The sequence below is a fragment of the Brevundimonas sp. Marseille-Q4549 genome, assembly GCF_976940555.1.
The window spans coordinates 1,218,752-1,232,338 of the sequence record NZ_CDRHXG010000001.1 but is presented as its reverse complement, the minus strand read 5'-3'; the positions used below and the strand labels follow the sequence as shown (position 1 = coordinate 1,232,338).

The following is a 13,587-nucleotide window of genomic DNA, read 5'->3' as shown; positions in this document are numbered from 1 at the left end:
TCGAAGGACCGCCCCGATGACCGCCGCCAAGACCGCCGTTCTCTATCGCATGGTGATGGACAAGCACGTCTGCCCCTGGGGCCTGCGTGCGCGCCACCTGCTGAAAAGCGAAGGCTATGTGGTCGACGACCGCTGGCTGACGACGCGAGAGGCGACGGACGCCTTCAAGGCCGAGCACGACGTCAAGACCACGCCCCAGATCTTCATCGACGGGCGGCGTATCGGGGGCTACGACGACCTGCGCCGTTTCCTGGGCAAGCCGGTCAAGGACAAGAACGCCAAGACCTATACGTCGGTGCTGGTCGTCTTCGCCGTCACCGCCCTGATGGCCGTCGCCGCCAGCTTCGCGGGCGGAACCCTTGTGACCATGCGGACGCCGGAATGGTTCATCGCCTTCTCCATGTGCGCCCTGGCGATGCTGAAGCTGCGCGACCTGGACGGGTTCGCCACCATGTTCCTGGGTTATGACGTCCTGGCCAAACGCTGGCTGCCCTATGCCTATGTCTATCCGTTCGTGGAGCTGGGCGCGGGCGTGCTGATGATCGCGGGCGTGCTGAACTGGCTGTCGGTTCCGGCGGCGCTGGTCGTCGGGGTCATCGGCGCCTGGTCGGTGTTCAAGGCCGTCTATATCCAGAAGCGCGAGCTGAAGTGCGCCTGCGTCGGCGGCGACAGCAATGTTCCGCTGGGTTTCCTGTCCCTGACCGAGAACCTTATGATGATCGCCATGGCGGCGTGGATGGGCTGGATGGCCTGGGGGTGAACGCCGCGGGCCGCGCAACCATCCGCCGACGCCGCCGTTTTCCCAGCGAACATCAACATCCGAAAGAATCCTCCATGCCCCGCCTTGCCCGTCTGACCTGCGCCGCCGCCGCCCTGGCCCTGGCCTTGCCCGCCACCGTGGGCGCGGGCGCGGCCTCGGCCCAGACCACGCCGCGCGCCGAGGACCAACTGGGGGCCCTGGTCGGCGCCCTGTTCGGGGATCGGCTGGGCCTGTCGGCGATGGATCAGGCGTGGCTGAGGGGCGGGCGCCCGCTACGCGACGGTCAGAACCAGTTCACCAGCCGCATCGATTCCAGCGTGCGCTCCGGGGCCGTGTCTGCGTCGGCAGCGACGCGTCTGCGCGCCGACTATAGCGGTCTGGTCGATCTGGAGGCGCGCTATGCCGCCGACGGTCGGATCACCGCCCAGGAGCGGACCGATCTTAACAGCCGCTACAACGCTCTGATCCAGACCTTGGATTCCGGCGCGACCGGCTATGGCGAGACGGGCGGGGCCGCCGCCGGTCGCGCCGCCTTCGAAAGCCGGGTGGACGCCGCGGTCGCCGCACGTCGCCTGACCCGCACGGAGGCCACGCGACTGAAGGCCGACTATCAGGCCGTGATCCAGCTGGAGACCCGCTATCAGGCGGACGGCGTCCTGAGCGCCAGCGAGCGCGCCGATCTGGACAGCCGCCTGGACGCCCTGGACGCGCGCGTCGGCGACAGCCCCAACGCCACGACCCCGGCGATGACGGCGCGCCAACGTCTGGTCGCCCTCGACACGACCGTCACGACCTCGGAACGCGCCGGCCGCATCACCCGCGCCGAAGCGGCCGACATCCGCGTCGAACTGGGCGACCTGCAAAGGCTGGAGACGGCCTATGCGCGCCTCAACGTCTCGGCCGACGACAGCGCCTATCTGGACCGCCGCATCGGCGAGCTGGAAAGCCGCGCCCGGCGCTGACGAAACGGCCTGATCGGGCCGACCTTGACTTCACGTGCTGGAGGGCGCATCTACGCTGCATCGCACAATCGCGATCTCTGGCGTCTCCAGCGCGTGTGGGTCCGCTTTCGGACCTGACTGTAGCAGCCGCCGGCTCATCATATTCATTCGCTGCCCGGACACGCGGGGCGGCGCCCGATCCACCCCGCAGGCCCGCTGTCGCAGGCCCCGTCGGGACTGGCGGTGCGCGGCCCGACGGCGTCATGCCATGGCCGATGCGCGTCGCCGCACGCGAAAGACATAGCTATGAGCACCACCTTCGAATCCATGGGCCTGAACAAGGCCCTTCTCCAAGCTCTATCCTCGACCGGCTACGTCAAGCCGACCCCGATTCAGGAAAAGGCCATCCCCGACGTCATGGCGGGCAAGGACTTGCTGGGCATCGCCCAGACCGGCACAGGCAAGACCGCCGCCTTCGCCCTGCCGATCCTGCATCGCCTGGCCGAGAACCGCACCCCGCCCGTGCCGCGCACCACGCGCGCCCTGATCCTGAGCCCCACGCGTGAGCTGGCGACCCAGATCGGCGACAGCTTCAAGGCTTACGGCGCGCACCTGGGCTTCCGGGTCGCGGTCATCTTCGGCGGCGTGAAATACGGCGCCCAGGAGCGGGCCCTGCAACAGGGTCTGGACATCCTGGTCGCCGCGCCCGGCCGCCTGTTGGACCACATCCAGCAGAAGACCCTGGACCTGTCCTCGACCGAAATCTTCGTCCTGGACGAGGCCGATCAGATGCTGGACCTGGGCTTCATCAAGCCGATCCGTCAGATCGTCAGCCGCATGCCGGCGCGCCGTCAGAACCTGTTCTTCTCGGCCACCATGCCGACCGAGATCGGCAAGCTGGCGGGCGAACTGCTGAAGGACCCGGTCAAGGTCCAGGTCACGCCGCAATCGACCACGGTGCAGCGCATCAGCCAGTCGGTCGTCTATATCGAACAGGGCAAGAAGCGCGCCCTGCTGACCGAAATGTTCAGCGACCCGGAATACAAGCGCTGCCTGGTCTTCACCAAGACCAAGCACGGCGCCGACAAGGTCGCGGCCTATCTGGAAGCCGGCGGCGTCGAGGCCGGCGCCATCCACGGCAACAAGTCCCAGCCCCAGCGTGAACGCACCCTGGAAGCCTTCAAGAAGGGCAAGCTGCGCGTCCTGGTCGCCACCGACATCGCCGCGCGCGGCATCGACGTGGACGGCGTCTCGCACGTGGTGAACTTCGAACTGCCGCATGTGCCGGAAAGCTACGTCCACCGCATCGGTCGCACCGCGCGGGCGGGCAAGGACGGCACGGCCGTCAGCTTCGTCGCCGGCGACGAGATGAAGCTGCTTCGTGACATCGAAAAAGTCACGCGCCAGAAAATCCCGGCTATCGACCGTCGCAATGACAGGCAGCTGGCGGCCCTGGACGCCTCAATTATGGCCGCCGGGGTGGCCAAGAAGGCGACCCTGCCCGAACGCGAAGGCGGCGAACGCAACGAAGGCGGCCGGGGTGGTCGCGGCCGTCGCAACCCGCACCGCGACGGCGTGCGTCCGGAAGGCGGCGGTCAACCTCATCGTCAGCGCCGCAACCGTCCCGGGGGCGAGGTGGCGGCGGCGCGCCCCGAGAAGACCTACAATCCCATGGCTGGCGAGAAGACCACCGCGCGCGAACCCCGCCAGCAAGAGCCCCGTCCGGTCGCCGAGATGAAGCGCCGCCCCCGTCGCCGCCCTTCGAATGGCGGCAAGGGCTACGGCGCCGCCAAGGGGTGATCTGAGAGACCTCGCTTTTCAGACCCTATGGGCAAAGAAGAACGGCGGCGCCTTTGCGGGCGCCGCCGTTCTCATGTCAGCCGGGGCTGAACGGACTTAGAAGCTCCAGGTCGCGCCCAGCGAGAAGCCGACGCCCGAGCCCTGAGCCTCGCCGCGCAGGTTCGAGACGACCAGGCCGTTGCCATAGACGTCGCGGGTGTCGTTGATCGCGGCGTCGCTGATGTCGATGTAGGTCACGGCGCCGTCGAAGGTCATCGAACCCACGGTCTTGGACAGGCCGGCGGCGTAGAGCCAACGGTCGCCGTCGGGGATGCGGGCGGTGCGGTGATCGTCCGGGGTCGGGGTCGGGTCGTAGCCGACGCCCGCGCGGAAGGTCATGGTCGGATCGATCTTGTAGTCGAAGCCGACCGCGCCGGTGGTGACGTCGTCATAGTCCTGAACGATGGTCGAGGCGCCGTTGGCGCCGTAGTTGACGCGGATGGCGTCGAACTTGCTCCAGCCGATCTGGTTGACCTGGGCGTTCAGGGTCAGGCGGTCGTTGACGGCGTAGCGGGCCGAGACGGTCGCGTACCAGGGGGTGGTGAACTTGGCCGTGCCGTCGGCCGAGACGTTGGCGCCGGCCAGCAGACCCGTCAGGCCCGAGATGTTCACCGTGCCGTCCAGCTCGTGCTTGATTTCCGAGCGGTAGGCCACGCCCAGGTCCAGCTTGCCGAAATGCATCTGGGCGCCGGCGTTCCAGCCGTAGTTCCAGCCGTCGCCTTCCAGCTGATTGCGGCCATCGGTCGAGGGCGAGATGACATAGGCGGGCGACAAGACGGCCGGGACCGGCACGTTCGGCAGGGCCGAAGACAGGGTCGCCTTGGCGTACTGGGCGTCGAAACCGGCGCCGATGTCCAGCCAGTCCGTGACCTTCATGGCGCCGACCAGACTGACGTTGGCCGAGCGCAGCTCGGACGTCAGGGCGTCGTAGCGGGCGAAGTCGTCCGGCAGATATTTGGTGGTGAAATTGTAGGGCGCCTGGACGGCCAGACCGACGTTGAAGCGGTCGCCGATCGGCATGGAAACGGCGAAGTTCGGCACGATGCCGCTTTCGACCACGTCATGGACGTGCGGGTCGCCGTTGACCGCCTTGGTCGAACTGACGACGCCCACGCCGGTGACGGGGATGTTGTAGGTCAGGGTCGAGCCGCGGTCGTCGACGCTGGAATCCAGGATCAGGCCGTGCATGCCGACATAGACTTCGCGCGACGTGCCGGCGATGGCGGCGGGGTTCCACCACAGCGACTGGACGCCCTTGTCGGCGGCGACGCCGGCGTTGGCGCGACCCTGGCCGCGGGTCGATTGTTCCTGAACATAGAAGGAGCCGGCCATGGCCGGGGCGGCGACGCCGGCCAGAAGGGCGGTCGTCAGGGCGGCGCCGCCGAAGCGGACGAGATTCCTGGGGGTCATTACCTAATCCTGATTTTACTGCCCCGCCGTTATGCGCGGCGGGTGTTCGGGGAGAGACTTTGCCGCAGCGCGCTCGACACGAAAGCGTTGCATGCGCGACCGCCCTCGGACTTCATCGGGGCGAAACTGTGTCCCGGACGCCGCACACGATCACACCCGCGCGAGGTTACGCGACGGCAGGTTCGACCCGCCTTCTTTGAACCGACGCAACGCACGCCCAGCCTTGCCGCAAGGGAAGGAAATCTTCACCGCCTCATAAACGCCTTGCCTATCCGTGCTAGGATCGCCATCTGAGCCTGTCTCTGTCGCAGATCGCAATCATGTACGAAACGCCCGAAATCGAAACCGACGTCCTGGTCCGCTCCAGCGCCATCCGCATCCACACCCCCGAGGATTTCGAGGGCATGCGCAAGGCCGGCCGCCTGGTCGCCGAAGCCCTGGACATGATCGCCGCCCATGTGAAGCCGGGCGTGACGACCGGCGCCATCGACGACCTGATCCGCGAGTTCACCCTGGACCACGGCGGCCTGCCGGCCTGTCTGGGCTACAAGGGCTATGAGAAGACGGTCTGCACCTCCATCAACCACGTCGTCTGCCACGGCATTCCCGGCGACAAGGTTCTGAAGGACGGCGATATCGTCAACATCGACCACACAGTGATCGTCGCCGGCTGGCACGGCGATTCCAGCCGCATGTATGCGGTGGGCGAGATCAACGCCCGGGCCAAGCGCCTGATCGACGTGACCTATCAGTCGCTGGATCTGGGCCTGGAACAGGTCAAGCCGGGCAATACGTTCGGCGACATCGGCTTCGCCATCCAGAAGTTCGTCGAGGCCCAGCGCATGAGCGTGGTGCGCGACTTCTGCGGCCACGGCATCGGCCGCATCTTCCACGACAGCCCCAACGTCCTGCACTATGGCCGCAAGGGCGAAGGCGCCGTGCTGAAGCCCGGGATGTTCTTCACCGTCGAGCCTATGGTGAACCTGGGCAAGCCCCACGTTAAGGTCCTGTCCGACGGCTGGACCGCCGTGACCCGCGACAAGTCCCTGTCCGCCCAGTGCGAACACACCATCGGCGTGACCGAGGACGGACTGGAAATCTTCACCGCGTCGCCGGCCGGCCTGTTCCGCCCGAACTGACCCCTCCGAACCGAACCCCTTGATCCCCGCTCGCATTCCGCACAGGTTGTGCGCGAGCGGGAGGGGTCATGCTCGACGACACGACGCCTGGGACCGAAGCGCCCCAGCCAAAGCCCAGGTCCAAGCCCCGCCACAGCGGCCATCGCGACCGCTTGCGCGAGCGGGCGGCGAAGGGGGGACTGGGCGCCCTGCCCGACTATGAGCTGCTGGAGTTGCTGTTGTTCCGCAGCGTGCCCTACAAGGACACCAAGCCGCTGGCCAAGGATCTGCTGGCGCGGTTCGGCGGCTTGGAGGGCATCGGGGCGGCCAGTCATGAGGCGGTCGAGGATCAGGTCGCGCGGTCCATGGGCTATGTCGCCGGCAAGGCGACGCGGGCGGTGGCGCTGGACCTGCAACTGATCTTCGACGTGACGCGGCGGATCGCGCGCGAGCCTACGGCGAAACGGCCGGTGATATCGTCGTGGACGGCGCTGCTGGCCTATGTGCGCGTCGCCCTGCAGCACGAACCGCGCGAGCAGTTCCGGGTGCTTTATCTGGACAAGAAGAACCAGTTGATCCTGGACGAGGTGCAGAACCGGGGCACGGTGGATCATGCGCCGGTCTATCCGCGCGAGGTGGTGCGGCGCGCGCTGGAGCTGTCGGCCAGCGCCCTGATCCTGGTCCACAACCATCCGTCCGGCGACCCCACGCCCAGCCGCGCCGACGTGGAGATGACGAAACAGGTTGTGCAGGCCGGCCGTCCGCTTAACGTCGAGGTGCACGACCATCTGGTCGTCGGCCGCGACGGCGTGGCCAGCTTCAAGCAATTGGGACTGATGTGAACCACGCCCCTCTGACCACCGACCGCCTGGTCCTGAGACCTGTCGGCGTCGGCGATCTGCCCGACCTGACGACGCTGTGGAAGAACGAGGATTTCACCCGCCACATCATGGGTCGCGCCCTGTCGGAAGAGGAAATCTGGTTCCGTCTGCTGCGCGACCTGGGTCACTGGACCGCCGTGGGCTACGGCAACTGGACCGTCCGGCTGCGCGAAGGCGGCGACTATGTCGGCAGCGTGGGGGTGTTCGACTATCGCCGCGATCTGGACCCGCCGTTCGACGCGCCCGAACTGGGCTGGGGCATGGCGCCGGCGTTCCAAGGGCGGGGCTATGCGGCCGAGGCCCTGACCACCGTGCTGGACTGGGTCGACCGTCTCCTGGCCGCGCCCCGCACCGTCTGCATGATCGCCCCCGAAAATCTGGCCTCGCTGAAGCTGGCGGCGCGGGTCGGATACCGCGCCTATGCGACCGCGACCTACAAGGATCATGCGGTCCAGCTGTTCGAACGGCCTCGGGCCGGGGCGTAGTCAGCCATTAAGGTTTATGCGGCAGGCTGTGTGGCGAACATATCGCCCCGCGTCCGCCTGCCCCGAATCCGGCCAGAGTCCGCTCAGAGTCCGCCCCATGCCCATGTCCGTCGAAACCCTGCGACAGCATCTTGCCGACGCCTTTCCCGACGCGGAGATCGCGATCGAGGATCTGGCCGGCGACGGCGACCACTATCGCGCGCGCATCGTCTCGACCGCCTTCGCCGGGGTGCCGCGCGTGCGCCAGCATCAGATGGTCTACGCCGCGCTGAAGGGCCAGATGGGCGGCGAACTGCACGCCCTGGCGCTCGAAACCGCCGCTCCGGGAGGCTGATCCATGCGCTATCGTCCCTTCGGCGCGACCGGCACCGCCGTTTCCAGCATCACCCTCAGCTTCGGCGACGCGGCCCTGGCGCGCGGGCGCAAGGCGGGGCTGGAGCTGATCTATTCCGCCCTGGAGGCCGGGGTGAACACCTTCCGGCTGGAAACCGCCGACCCGGTCGCCGCCGAGGTGCTGGGCGAGGCCCTGTCCTATGTCGATCGCGCCCTGGTGTGCGTGATCCTGACGCTGGGCGTCGGCTATGGCCGAGGCCCCGATCGCGACTTTTCGGCCGAGGGCATGACCGGCGCCATCGACCGGGCCCTGCATTTCTCCGGCCTGGGCTGGGTCGATCTGGCCCTGTTGCAGGAACCCGGCCAGCACGAACTGCCACAGGCGTCGTTGCAGGCGCTGAAGACCATGCGGGCGACCGACCGCATCAAGCTTCTGGGCGTGGCGGGCGGCGGCGAGGTGATGGACGCCTATGTCTCCACCGGCGCCTTCGACGTCCTGGCCACGCCGCTGGACATCAACGTCGACTGGCGCATCCGCAACCGCATCCGTTCGGCGCGCGAACAGGACATGGCGGTCTTCGCCTACGACTATTTCCACGACCGGCGCCATCGCGCGCCCGACGAGCCGATCTTCAAGAAGGGTCTGTTCGGCCTGGGCAAGGCCAAGCGGCCGCCCGACACGCCGCAGAAGGACGCCTTCGGCTTTCTGTATCGCACCCAGGGCTGGACGGCCGAGGCCATCTGCCTGGGCTATGTGCTCAGCGACCCTTCGGTCTCCAGCGTCATCGTGCGGGCCGACGATCCCGAGCGCCTGGCGATCCTGACCGCCGTGCCCGAGCGCGACATGCCGCCCGGCCTGGCCGCCCAGATCGAAATGGCCCGCGTCGTCGCCAACGCCGCGGCCTGACGTCCCCCCGGATCACGCCCTCGCGCCTTGACCTGAGCTCCCCGTCTCCCTAGCTGACGGGCTTCACGAAAGGCTCTGAACCGTGACCGACACCGCTTCCGCCGACCCCGTCCACGCCTTCATCGGCGACACCGTCGCCCAGCACGACGTGGTGCTGTTCATGAAGGGCACACCGGACCAGCCGCGTTGCGGCTTCTCCTCCCTGGCGGTGCAGATTCTGGACCATGTCGGCGCCAACTTCGTGGGCGTGGACGTGCTGCAGGACGAAGCCCTGCGCGAAGGCATCAAGACCTTCACCGACTGGCCGACCATTCCCCAGCTCTATGTGAAGGGCGAGTTCGTCGGCGGCTCGGACATCATCCGCGAGATGTTCCAGGCCGGCGAGCTTCAGGCCCTGATGGCCGAGAAGGGCGTCGCGCTGGGCGAGGCCTGATGGCCCGCGCCGTCCTGACGCCGCGCGAGGACCGCGAGGTCTTCGTTCTTCCGCTGGAGGTCCGGCCGGAACACATCGACGCCAACGGACACGTCAACAACGTCGTCTATGTCGGCTGGCTGCAGGATGCGGGCACGGCCCATTGGAACGCGCGCTTTTCCGAGGACGACCGCGCCAGGTGGTCGTGGGTCGCGACCCGGCACGAGATCGACTATCTGCGCGGCATAGAGCCCGGCGCGACGGGCGTGGTCGCCCGCACCTGGGTCGGCGAGCCGCACGGCCCGCGCTTCAACCGCTATGTCCGCATCGAGGACGCCCAGGGCCGCGTCTGCGCCCAGGGCGTCACCGAATGGGTGCTGGTGGACGCCGCGACCCTGAGGCCGCAGCGTATTCCGCCGGCGATGCTGACCGTTTTCGAGACTACTTCAGCGGATTCATGATCCGCGCCGGCGTGCCGGGCTCAAGACCCAGGTCCGCATAAGACCAGCGCAGTTCGACGCCGTCGGGCGCCAGCGCCTTGCACAGATCCGGCTTGGTGCGACGCAGGGTGATCTCGACCGGAGAACCGTCCGACACCAGAACCTCGAAGTCCGACGCCTGGGTGCAGCCGTTGGAATCGACCCGCGCGACAAGGGCGCCGTCGATGAAGCGGGCCTGACGGATCGCCTCGCCTGCGGGCGCGTCGTTGCGCGTGACGTTGACCGCCACCTTCTCCCCGGCGTCGCTGTCATAGATGACGCAAGCCGACAGCAGCGGGGTCGCCAGGACCGCGACGGCCAGCCCCTTTATCACGGCGCGCATTATTGACCCGCGGGGGCGGTGACGACGCGGGTGGTCGGCTTTTCGGTCGAGACGATGATGCAGCCCGACAACAGCGGGGCGGCGATGGCGATGGCGAGAGCGAGACGAAGCATTGGTGTGTTCCCCAGTTGAAGCTTGACCCTTTCTTCGCGCGTCGCCCGGTTCCAGGCACGTGAATTTTCAGCAAGGCAGGTGAACAATCGGAAAGGTGCGTCTTGATCGCGGCCCAAGGCGGCTTAGCTGGGAAATCTCTCCCGCCGTTCCGGACGCCCCCCATGAGCCTGCTGTTCTCGCCCCGAAGCATCGGCCCTCTGACGCTGAGGAACCGCGTGATCATTGCGCCCATGTGCCAGTATTCGGCGATCGACGGCGTACCCCAGCCCTGGCACGCCCAACACCTGGGCAAGATGGCGATCTCGGGCGCGGCGGCCGTCATCGTGGAGGCGACGGGCGTCGAGGCGGCGGGCCGGATCACGCCGGACGATGTCGGCCTGTGGAACGACGCGCAGGCCGACGCCTTCGCCGACATCCTGAAGGGAATTCGCACCTATTCGGATACGCCCATCGGGGTGCAACTGGCCCATGCGGGGCGCAAGGCCTCCACCAGCGCGCCGTGGAAGGGCGGCGGCGCCCTGGCGACCGAGGACGGCGCCTGGGAGACCTACGCTCCGTCCGCCCTGCCCTTCCGCGACGACTGGCACACGCCCACGGCCATGACCGAGGCGGACATGGACCGGATCGTGGCCGCCTTCGCCGACGCGGCCCGTCGGGCCGATCAAGCCGGCTTCGACTTCGTCGAACTGCACGCCGCCCATGGCTATCTGCTGTGCGAGTTTCTGTCGCCCCTGTCGAACCGGCGCACCGACGCCTATGGCGGCTCGGCCGAGAACCGCGCGCGCTTTCCGCTCAGGGTCGCCCAGGCCGTCCGCGACGCCTGGCCCCGGACCAAGGCGCTGGGCGCGCGCTTCAACGGCTCGGACTGGGTCGAGGGCGGGGTGGCGCTGGACGAGGTCACGGCCTTCGGCCAGGCCCTGCACGCCATCGGCTACGACTATCTGCACCTGACCAGCGGCGGCAACGTGCCGCGCGCCGCCATCCCCGGCGACCAGCCCGGCTATCAGGTCGCGTTCGCCGAGGCGATGAAGGCCGCCGCGCCCCAGGCGACGGTCATGGCCGTGGGCCTGATCTTCGACCCACAACAGGCCGAGGCCATCGTGGCGTCCGGCCAGGCGGACCTGGTCGCCATCGCCCGCGCGGCGCTGGACGATCCGAACTGGCCGCATCACGCGGCCGTCGCCCTGGGCGCGTCAGAAGATCTGCCGTTGCAATATCAGCGGGCCGGCAAGGGCGCCTGGCCCGGCTACGGCCGATCCGTTTGAGACCTCAGGCCGCGTCGCGACGGGGGCGGGACGGGATCGGAGCCTCCCCTTCGGTCCACAACGCAAGGGCGGCGTCGGGAATATGGCTGTCGGCGATGGGCTTGGGCCGCCCCAGAAGATAGCCCTGCGCCTCGTCGCAGCCCTGCTCGCGCAGGAAGTGAAGTTGCTCCAACGTCTCGACCCCCTCGGCCAGGACCGGGATATCCAGGCTTTCGCCCAGGGCCAGGACAGCGCGGATGATGGCCGCCGACTGCGGCCCGCCGTCCAGTTCGGACATGAAGGACCGGTCCAGCTTGATCTTGTCGAACGGGAAGGCCCGCAGGGTCGAGAGCGATGAATAGCCGGTGCCGAAATCGTCCATCGCCACCGAAACGCCCAGCAATTTCAACTGGCGCAGGATGTGGGTCGTGCGGTCCAGGTCGGCGATCATCGCCGTTTCCGTGATTTCCAGCTCCAGCCGCGACGGCGACAGGCCGGTCTCCACCAGCACTTGATGCACCAGACGCGGCAGGTCGACGTGACCCAGCTGGATCGGCGACAGATTGACGGCGATCTTGTGCGGCTCGGCCCAGCCGGCCGCCTCGGCGCAAGCCTTGCGCAACACCCACTCGCCGATCGGCAGGATCAGGCCGCTCTCCTCGGCCAAAGGAATGAAGTCGGCCGGAGAGACGAAGGTCCCGTCGGGCTGGACCCAGCGCAGCAGCACTTCATAGCCGGTCACTTCGCCGGTATCGACGGCGGCCTGCACCTGCCAGGCCAGGCTGAACTGGTCCTGATCCAGGGCCTCGCGTAGTTGTTGGACCATGCGGCGACGTTCGCGCACGGCCTTGTCCATCTCCTCCTCGTAGAAACAGACACGGTCGGTCAGCGAGGCCTTGGCCCGATACATGGCCAGGTCGGCGTTGTTGATCAGGGCCGACATCTCCACGGCGTCATCCGGCCAAAGCGCGATGCCGACGCTGGCGCCGCACGAAACCTCGGCGTGGTCCAGATCCACAGGGGCGACGATGGCTGCACGCAGCCGGTCGGCCAGATCGCGCGCATCTCCACGCGCCTGGACGGGGATGACGGCGACGAATTCGTCCCCGCCCAGACGCGCGATGAACTCACCGGGCTTCAGGCAGGCCTTCATTCGCTCGGCGATCTTGACCAGCAACTGGTCTCCGGCGGCGTGACCATGGATGTCGTTAACCTCCTTGAACCGATCCAGATCGATGGCCAGCAGGGCGACCCTGTCGTGGATGGACGCATCGCAAGTCTGGCGGCTCAGCAGTTCCAGGAAGGAAGCGCGATTGGGCAGGCCTGTCAGGCTGTCGTTGCGCGCCAGATGGGTGATGCGGCGTTCCTGGGCCAGGCGCGCGCGCAGGTCGCGCAACGCATAGATCATCAGTGGAAGGCCGCCCTCTGGGGCGTCGCGACGTACCGCGATCTCGACCGGAATGGAACGGCCGTCGCCCAGGTCCAGCGCGGCCTGTGTCAGGGCGCCGACGGACAGGGTGTCGATAAACAACGCGTCCCGTTGGGCGATCCAGCGCGACAGACGCTCCCCGACCAGGGCGTCGTGCGCCACACCCACCATGTCCGCGAAGGCGGCGTTGGCGGCCAGGATACGGCCGTCCTGCTCCACCACCATGCCATCGACGCTCCCCTCGACCAGGTGTTCCAGCCGCGCCCGTGCGTGGGCGCGGAACTGCATGTCCAGGGCGTGGCTGGACAAGCCGGTGCCAAGAACCAGCAGGCCGACGCCAGCGACGGCGAAAGCCATGACCATTCGAGCGTCATCGCCAGTGACCTGGCCCGCATCGGGCGCGAAAGGGATCACGGTCATGGCCGCCATGCCGGTGAAGTGCAGCACCACGATCCCGCCGACCATCAGCAGGGCTCCAGGCCAGGTGGCGCCGTTGCGGCCCGCCCGGCGCGTCACCTCGAACGCCGACGCGCCCAGAAGCACGGCCCCGACGACGGAGGCGGCGACATAGGCCGCCGACCAGTGAATCACGCCTTCGACCGCGAAGGCGGCCATGCCCAGATAGTGCATGGAGACCACCGCCAGACCGAACACTCCGCCGCCCAGCATGGCCGAGGCGCGCGGGCGTCGCGCCCCGATCCACAGCCCGATGGCGCTGCCCAAGATGGCCACGCCCAGCGACAGCCCCGTCAACAGCGGCTCATAGGCGACCTCGACCCCAGGCTGATAGGCGATCATGGCCACGAAATGGGTGCACCAGATGGTCGCGCCGGTGGCGACCGCCCCCATGAAGGTCCACGCGGGTCGTGCATTTTTCTCAGCGAAACAGAGA

14 protein-coding genes are annotated in these 13,587 nt (G+C 67.8%); 11 read left to right on the top strand and 3 right to left on the bottom strand.

The window, feature by feature from the left end:
- Positions 1-16: 16 nt before the first annotated feature.
- From ACWPV3_RS06200 to ACWPV3_RS06190, 3 genes are all read left to right on the top strand, one after another.
- A complete protein-coding gene (locus tag ACWPV3_RS06200; protein WP_453977236.1) occupies positions 17-760 on the top strand; it encodes a glutaredoxin family protein in 744 nt (247 codons plus the stop codon).
- Positions 761-834: 74 nt separating this feature from the next.
- Positions 835-1,722 carry a hypothetical protein gene (locus tag ACWPV3_RS06195; protein WP_453977235.1) on the top strand — a complete coding sequence of 296 codons (888 nt, stop codon included), beginning with the start codon at positions 835-837 and terminating at the stop codon, positions 1,720-1,722.
- A gap of 285 nt (positions 1,723-2,007) precedes the next feature.
- On the top strand, positions 2,008-3,501 hold the full coding sequence (locus tag ACWPV3_RS06190; protein WP_453977234.1) for a DEAD/DEAH box helicase: 1,494 nt from the start codon (positions 2,008-2,010) through the stop codon (positions 3,499-3,501).
- Between the two features lie 96 nt (positions 3,502-3,597).
- On the opposite strand, the gene ACWPV3_RS06185 is transcribed toward ACWPV3_RS06190, so the two are convergent.
- Complete coding sequence (locus ACWPV3_RS06185; protein WP_453977233.1) at positions 3,598-4,950, bottom strand: OmpP1/FadL family transporter; 1,353 nt, start codon at positions 4,948-4,950, stop codon at positions 3,598-3,600.
- Between the two features lie 320 nt (positions 4,951-5,270).
- Here ACWPV3_RS06185 and map point away from each other — a divergent pair, with 320 nt between their 5' ends.
- From map to ACWPV3_RS06150, 7 genes are all read left to right on the top strand, one after another.
- On the top strand, positions 5,271-6,089 hold the full coding sequence (gene map, locus ACWPV3_RS06180; RefSeq protein ID WP_453977232.1) for a type I methionyl aminopeptidase: 819 nt from the start codon (positions 5,271-5,273) through the stop codon (positions 6,087-6,089).
- Between the two features lie 68 nt (positions 6,090-6,157).
- Positions 6,158-6,910 carry a RadC family protein gene (radC, locus tag ACWPV3_RS06175; RefSeq protein WP_453977231.1) on the top strand — a complete coding sequence of 251 codons (753 nt, stop codon included), beginning with the start codon at positions 6,158-6,160 and terminating at the stop codon, positions 6,908-6,910.
- Positions 6,907-7,434, top strand: coding sequence for a GNAT family N-acetyltransferase (locus tag ACWPV3_RS06170; RefSeq protein WP_453977230.1), 528 nt, complete (start codon positions 6,907-6,909; stop codon positions 7,432-7,434). Before radC ends, ACWPV3_RS06170 begins: the two co-directional genes overlap by 4 nt.
- A gap of 97 nt (positions 7,435-7,531) precedes the next feature.
- A complete protein-coding gene (locus ACWPV3_RS06165) occupies positions 7,532-7,768 on the top strand; it encodes a BolA family transcriptional regulator (RefSeq protein WP_292182153.1) in 237 nt (78 codons plus the stop codon).
- 3 nt (positions 7,769-7,771) lie between these two features.
- On the top strand, positions 7,772-8,674 hold the full coding sequence (locus ACWPV3_RS06160) for an oxidoreductase (RefSeq protein ID WP_453977229.1): 903 nt from the start codon (positions 7,772-7,774) through the stop codon (positions 8,672-8,674).
- An 82-nt stretch (positions 8,675-8,756) separates the two neighbouring features.
- Complete coding sequence (gene grxD / locus ACWPV3_RS06155; RefSeq protein WP_292089469.1) at positions 8,757-9,107, top strand: Grx4 family monothiol glutaredoxin; 351 nt, start codon at positions 8,757-8,759, stop codon at positions 9,105-9,107.
- The gene (locus ACWPV3_RS06150; RefSeq protein WP_292182159.1) at positions 9,107-9,547 is read left to right on the top strand and encodes an acyl-CoA thioesterase; all 441 of its coding nucleotides are present in this window, start codon (positions 9,107-9,109) and stop codon (positions 9,545-9,547) included. Before grxD ends, ACWPV3_RS06150 begins: the two co-directional genes overlap by 1 nt.
- Here ACWPV3_RS06150 and ACWPV3_RS06145 read toward each other — a convergent pair.
- On the bottom strand, positions 9,528-9,908 hold the full coding sequence (locus tag ACWPV3_RS06145) for a hypothetical protein (protein WP_453977228.1): 381 nt from the start codon (positions 9,906-9,908) through the stop codon (positions 9,528-9,530). The genes ACWPV3_RS06150 and ACWPV3_RS06145 overlap by 20 nt on opposite strands.
- Positions 9,909-10,183: 275 nt before the next feature.
- Here ACWPV3_RS06145 and ACWPV3_RS06140 point away from each other — a divergent pair, with 275 nt between their 5' ends.
- Positions 10,184-11,287, top strand: coding sequence for an NADH:flavin oxidoreductase/NADH oxidase (locus ACWPV3_RS06140; RefSeq protein ID WP_453977227.1), 1,104 nt, complete (start codon positions 10,184-10,186; stop codon positions 11,285-11,287).
- A 4-nt stretch (positions 11,288-11,291) separates the two neighbouring features.
- On the opposite strand, the gene ACWPV3_RS06135 is transcribed toward ACWPV3_RS06140, so the two are convergent.
- The gene (locus ACWPV3_RS06135; RefSeq protein ID WP_453977226.1) at positions 11,292-13,544 is read right to left on the bottom strand and encodes a bifunctional diguanylate cyclase/phosphodiesterase; all 2,253 of its coding nucleotides are present in this window, start codon (positions 13,542-13,544) and stop codon (positions 11,292-11,294) included.
- Between the last annotated feature and the right edge of the window lie 43 nt (positions 13,545-13,587).

Coding starts and splice junctions, on each gene's coding strand:
- ACWPV3_RS06165 (WP_292182153.1), top strand. CDS start 7,532: ATGCCCATGTCCGTCGAAACCCTGCGACAGCATCTTGCCGACGCCTTT.
- ACWPV3_RS06145 (WP_453977228.1), bottom strand. CDS start 9,908: ATGCGCGCCGTGATAAAGGGGCTGGCCGTCGCGGTCCTGGCGACCCCG.
- ACWPV3_RS06160 (WP_453977229.1), top strand. CDS start 7,772: ATGCGCTATCGTCCCTTCGGCGCGACCGGCACCGCCGTTTCCAGCATC.
- radC (WP_453977231.1), top strand. CDS start 6,158: ATGCTCGACGACACGACGCCTGGGACCGAAGCGCCCCAGCCAAAGCCC.
- ACWPV3_RS06185 (WP_453977233.1), bottom strand. CDS start 4,950: ATGACCCCCAGGAATCTCGTCCGCTTCGGCGGCGCCGCCCTGACGACC.
- ACWPV3_RS06200 (WP_453977236.1), top strand. CDS start 17: ATGACCGCCGCCAAGACCGCCGTTCTCTATCGCATGGTGATGGACAAG.
- ACWPV3_RS06150 (WP_292182159.1), top strand. CDS start 9,107: ATGGCCCGCGCCGTCCTGACGCCGCGCGAGGACCGCGAGGTCTTCGTT.
- ACWPV3_RS06195 (WP_453977235.1), top strand. CDS start 835: ATGCCCCGCCTTGCCCGTCTGACCTGCGCCGCCGCCGCCCTGGCCCTG.
- ACWPV3_RS06140 (WP_453977227.1), top strand. CDS start 10,184: ATGAGCCTGCTGTTCTCGCCCCGAAGCATCGGCCCTCTGACGCTGAGG.
- map (WP_453977232.1), top strand. CDS start 5,271: ATGTACGAAACGCCCGAAATCGAAACCGACGTCCTGGTCCGCTCCAGC.
- ACWPV3_RS06190 (WP_453977234.1), top strand. CDS start 2,008: ATGAGCACCACCTTCGAATCCATGGGCCTGAACAAGGCCCTTCTCCAA.
- ACWPV3_RS06135 (WP_453977226.1), bottom strand. CDS start 13,544: ATGGGGGCGGTCGCCACCGGCGCGACCATCTGGTGCACCCATTTCGTG.